Genomic DNA, 5,351 nt, shown 5'->3' on the forward strand with positions numbered 1-5,351 from the left:
GGCAGCAACGCCGATACAGTAGCGCTGGCGGGGCTGGTAGCGCCCTGGTTGTCTGTAGCGCTGTAGGTGAAATTTGCGGTGGTAAAGTTGGCTGTCGATTGGAAAAATAATTGGTTAATGTCAGCAGGTGTCAGAATTTGACCAGCGGTGACAATAGTGCCGCCCGTATCGGGATTGCCTAAAAATATCAGCCCTTCATTTGCTGGTGGGACGGTGTTGATGGTGAAGGATTCGATCGACCCGTCGGGGTCGGTTCCTCCGAGTCCTGCGATCGCCACAGTGCTGCTGGGGGCGATATCAAGATTGACCGGGGCTGCTTCTGGCGGTAGGTTTGGCAGTGGCAGCAACGCCGATACAGTAGCGCTGGCGGGGCTGGTAGCGCCCTGGTTGTCTGTAGCGCTGTAGGTGAAATTTGCGGTGGTAAAGTTGGCTGTCGATTGGAAAAATAATTGGTTAATGTCAGCAGGTGTCAGAATTTGACCAGCGGTGACAATAGTGCCACCAGTCTCGGGATTGCCTAAAAATATCAGCCCTTCACTTGCGGCTGGGACGGTGTTGATGGTGAAGGATGCGATCGAGCCGTCGGGGTCGGTTCCTCCGAGTCCTGCGATCGCCACAGCGCTGCTGGGGGCGATTTCGAGGTTGACGTTGTTAGCTATCGGCGGTTGGTTTGGCACCGGCAGCAACGCCGATACAGTAGCGCTGGCGGGGCTGGTAGCGCCCTGGTTGTCTGTAGCGCTGTAGGTGAAATTTGCTGTTGTAAAGTTAGCTGTCGATTGGAAAAATAATTGGTTAATGTCAGCAGGTGTCAGAATTTGACCGGCGGTGACAATCGTGCCGCCAGCATCGGGATTGCCTAAAAATATCAGCCCTTCACTTGCGGCTGGGACGGTGTTGATGGTGAAGGATGCGATCGAGCCGTCGGGGTCGGTTCCTCCGAGTCCTGCGATCGCCACAGCGCTGCTGGGGGCGATTTCGAGGTTGACGTTGTTAGCTATCGGCGGTTGGTTGGCGGGAGTCGGAGTCGGTGCGGGTGCGGGAGTCGGAGTCGGGGCAGAGGCGATGCTGGTGGTAACAGTTGCGCCGGGTTCGCTGCCGTTATTGTTGCCGGGATTCGGGTCATTCGTGTTTGAGGTACTTCTTGCCGTGTTGCTGACAGTGCCGGTCGCCGGGACTGGGAATCTGACAGTCCGGCTGACGGTCACGCCGTCAGCTAAGCTGGCAAGGGGCGGAAAGCTGACAATGCCTGTGGCTGGGTTGTAAATACCGCCGTTGGATGCTGTGACACCCGTTAAACCGGGAACGATGCTGTCTGTAACGGTGATGTTGGTGGCGGTAGTGGGCCCTCTGTTTTCGGTGAGAATTGTGTAGGTGACAGTCGAACCCGCGGCCGCAGTAGCGGGCCCGGTTTTGAGCGTCACTACATCGGCGCTATCGGTGATAGTGGTGGTGACTCTTGCCGACGGGCTGCTGCCGTTGTTGTTGTCGGGATTGGGGTCTGGACTCGTTGAGGTGCTGCTAGCAGTGTTGGCGACGGTGCCGCCGGTGGCGGGAACTGCAAAACTGACGGTTCTGTTGGTGCTGGCTGTGCTGGCTAGGGATGGGATCGCCGTCCAAGTTACAATACCTGTAGTTTGGTTATAAGTTCCGCCCTCAGAGACTGTGACTCCTGTTAAACCTGGAACGATGGTGTCGGCGATCGCCACATTGGCTGCCGGACTCGGCCCACTGTTAGCAGCCGTAATTGTGTAGGTGACAGTCGAACCCGCGATCGCAGTAGCGGGCCCGGTTTTGAGCGTCACTACATCGGCGCTATCGGTGATAGTGGTGGTGACTCTTGCTGACGGGCTGCTGCCGTTGTTGTTGTCGGGATTGGGGTCTGGACTCGTTGAGGTGCTGCTCGCAGTGTTGGCGATGGGGCCGCCGGTGGCGGGAACTGCGAAACTGACGGTTCTGTTGGTGCTGGCTGCGCTGGCTAGGGATGCGATCGCCGTCCAAGTCACAATACCTGTAGTTGCGTTGTAAGTTCCGCCCTCCGAGACGCTGACTCCTGTTAAACCCGGAACAATGCTATCGGTGATCGCCACATTGGTTGCCGGACTCGGCCCACTGTTGGTTGCCGTAATTGTGTAGGTGACGGTCGAACCCGCGGCCGCAGTAGCGGGCCCGGTTTTGACCGTCACTACATCGGCACTCTCGGTGATGCTGGTGGTGACTTGCGCTTCGGGGCTGCTGCCATTGTTGTTGTCGAGATTGGGGTCTGGACTCGTTGAGGTGCTGCTAGCAGTGTTGGCGATGGGGCCGCCGGTGGCGGGAACTGCGAAACTGACGGTTCTGTTGGTGCTGGCTGCGCTGGCTAGGGATGCGATCGCCGTCCAAGTCACAATACCTGTAGTTGCGTTGTAAGTTCCGCCCTCCGAGACGCTGACTCCTGTTAAACCCGGAACAATGGTGTCGGTGATCGCCACATTGGCTGCCGGACTCGGCCCACTGTTGGTTGCCGTAATTGTGTAGGTGACAGTCGAACCCGCGATCGCAGTAGCGGGTCCGGTTTTGACCGTCACTACATCGGCAATATCGTTCGTAATAGTGGTCGTGACTCGCGCCTCCGGGCTGCTGCCGCTGTTGTTACCGGGTACGGGATCGATCGTACTGCTGCTGCTGAATACACTGTTTGTAATAGGGCCGAGTGTAGTTGGGGCCGTAACAGTTACGGTGCGCGTGGTGGTAGCCCCAACAGGTAAAATCGGAATAGTTGGCCAGGTGACCAGTCTCGTTGTCGAATTGAAAGTGCCGCCGCCCTCGGCACTACTCAATACTGCCCCGACGGGCAATCTATCTTCAATCACCACGTTTTCGGCGTCGTTCGGGCCGTTATTTACTGTCGTAATTGTGTAAGTAATGCTGCTACCCGGTGCCGCTGCAGCCGGGCCTGTTTTCGTAGAGGCAACATCTGCTGTAGTAAGCGGCACGTCTATAGTTTGGATCGACAAAGTGCGAACGTCGTGAATATTTGTTGCGTCTCCCGTTGAACCAGCAAAACCAAATTTGAATGTTTCCGGTATTGGCCCGTTTAGCTCCTCTAAATTGGCAATGTCGATAATAGTCTCGCCCACATCTGTAAACGAACCATTATTGTTGATATCAAAGTTAACAGTGAGACGGTTTGGCGTTGCAGAAGTGGGGGGTTGCAAAATAATTTGAACTCTTCTTCTGGCTGCTTCGCGATTGCTAGTAATGGCGTTGATCGGCCCGTTGGGAGGCAGAGGATTTACGGTATCAGGAATATTATCTATTCCCTGTGGCACAAACGTAGAAGTTAAAAATTGATATTGCGTAACTTCGCTACCTCGAAGCGTTACCGAATCTGCTCTACGCCCCCCCGGAATTCCGCCTATGCGCCCTTGAGTTTCAGTTGAGAAATTTCCGAATTCATCTAATCCAATTCCTAAATAACCTCCCCGTAAACCGGGCTGATTTGTATCTGTATTTTGGGCGTAGCCGAGAGAACCTCCATAGCCTCCAGCTACTGTTGGCGTCACAGTACCGTCAATTAAAAAGAAACTTATGCCGTCCCCTGTCCGCCCTGCTAAATTATCACGTGCAGTGCCGTCGTAGGGAAATATATCGAAGACAATGTTAAGACCGCTGTTGACTGGAACCTGACTGTTATAGATGACAAAAGTAGATTGGTCAAAAGTTCTTGTAGTTAATCTCAACGCCCCGCTCCCTACCGGGTCTATGTTCAAACCCGGAAAACTCTCCGTTCCGGTTCCTGCTGTTAAAGCTGGAGCGTCTGACGTGCCAGTAACCCCAGAGATCCAAGGCCCGATTAGACGTGCGTCTTGAAAACTTTCGTCCACTAAACTAATGAGGACAGCGCTGTAAGTTGCCTGGGTTTTTGTTTCAAAGGCTATTGCAGTTTTTACTCGTCCTGCTGTAACATTTAATTGCCAGTTTCCTCCTAATTTGGAACTGCCAATTAGATTGTTGGAAGCCGCTATATTTGCGCCTGTTAATTCTCTCAGCTTCCGCACGAAAGCAATCCCGGATTGTCCAGCCCCAACCTTACACGCTAATAATAAAATATCGGCTTTTTCCGTCAAAGCATTGCGCCACTGTTGCAAATGCCGATGGTACTTTTGCAAGTTTTCATCCTTCAGTACAGTTGACCCCAGTTGCAGGGAAGCTTCATTGCCGTGAGCAACTATCTGAAGGCTGGCAATTAAGCTGCGTTTAGCTAGAATCTCGGTAATTTGTTCTACTCCGTCCCGCCTTCTATCGAGGACAATTATCTCTGTCCCTGGTTTGACTCCGCTGGCAAGATGCTGATAATTCTCTACCCTCGGATCAATGCAAACTAAATATTTTTTATGTTTGGTCTTAAAGCCCCGACTCGCTTTTGTTAAAGAGGAAATATCGATCGCCCGATCACCGACTAATTGCGTCCCCATCAAAGAAGCTTGTATGCAGTCTGTGTCGCGGCGATCGCAACTTGATTTTTGAATTGGGAAAAAGTAGTTGCACAATGATTTTTTCATGAGTTACATAGCTCCTTGACTTGTTAATTGTCAACCTTCACGGGTGATATTATTGTTAATTGCTAATGGGAAACTGCTAATTACTAATTTCTTGACTTCGCATAGTTAACAAGTTCTATTTACTTCGATTTTTTTTTTATCGACATCTTCCCAAAGTAGCAGTTCCCTGTATTTACCTAGGAAATCAGGTTTTTTTTTAGCCAAATCCGACTTGGCGGTAAATTATTTTAGGATAAAAAAAACAAACTTGATGTACAAAAATACCACTTAAAATGCGATATTTTTTTCCTAAAAGCAGTTGACAATCGTTGGTTCTTGTAGTATAAGCGGCTTAAGTGCTCTGACTTTTATTAGAACTTAAGTCCTTATCAAAAACCAATTTTATGGTAGTCACTCAGCCCAATCTCAGAGCATCTCTATTTCGGTAAAAAATGGTTATAAAATTTGTAAAAATCAACTCCTTCCTCTGACTTTTATCAGGAATAAATGACTCCTTAAAAACAAAATTTATGGTCTCGCTCAGTCGAGCATCCAATAATAATTAACGACATTAATGTTAGTTGATTTTAAAATATTTAAAGATTAAAAAACCCGGTTGGTTCAACAAACCGAGTTGGTATATTTTTATGAAAAAACCAGCGAGTTTATTGCCCTTTGGTCTTAACGAGAAAGAGTGAGAAAATCCACATGATTCAGAGTATTATCAGCGCCAAAAACCTGAGCCAAAACCTGCCCTGTCGCAGCAACTTGCAGCAGTGTGCCATGCGCCATCGAGTTAATTTGCAAAGCCTCAAAACTCAATCCGTCAGC

1 protein-coding gene is annotated in these 5,351 nt (G+C 50.5%); it reads right to left on the reverse strand.

The annotated features are described in order from the left end of the window. Positions 1-4,541: DUF4347 domain-containing protein (locus tag QUA70_RS27835; protein ID WP_333350994.1), on the reverse strand; the 4,541-nt coding region annotated here is incomplete at its 3' end. Positions 4,542-5,351 lie beyond the last annotated feature (810 nt).

Origin of the sequence: Microcoleus sp. LAD1_D5, from assembly GCF_036702115.1 — a bacterium.
Taxonomy (GTDB): domain Bacteria; phylum Cyanobacteriota; class Cyanobacteriia; order Cyanobacteriales; family Microcoleaceae; genus Microcoleus.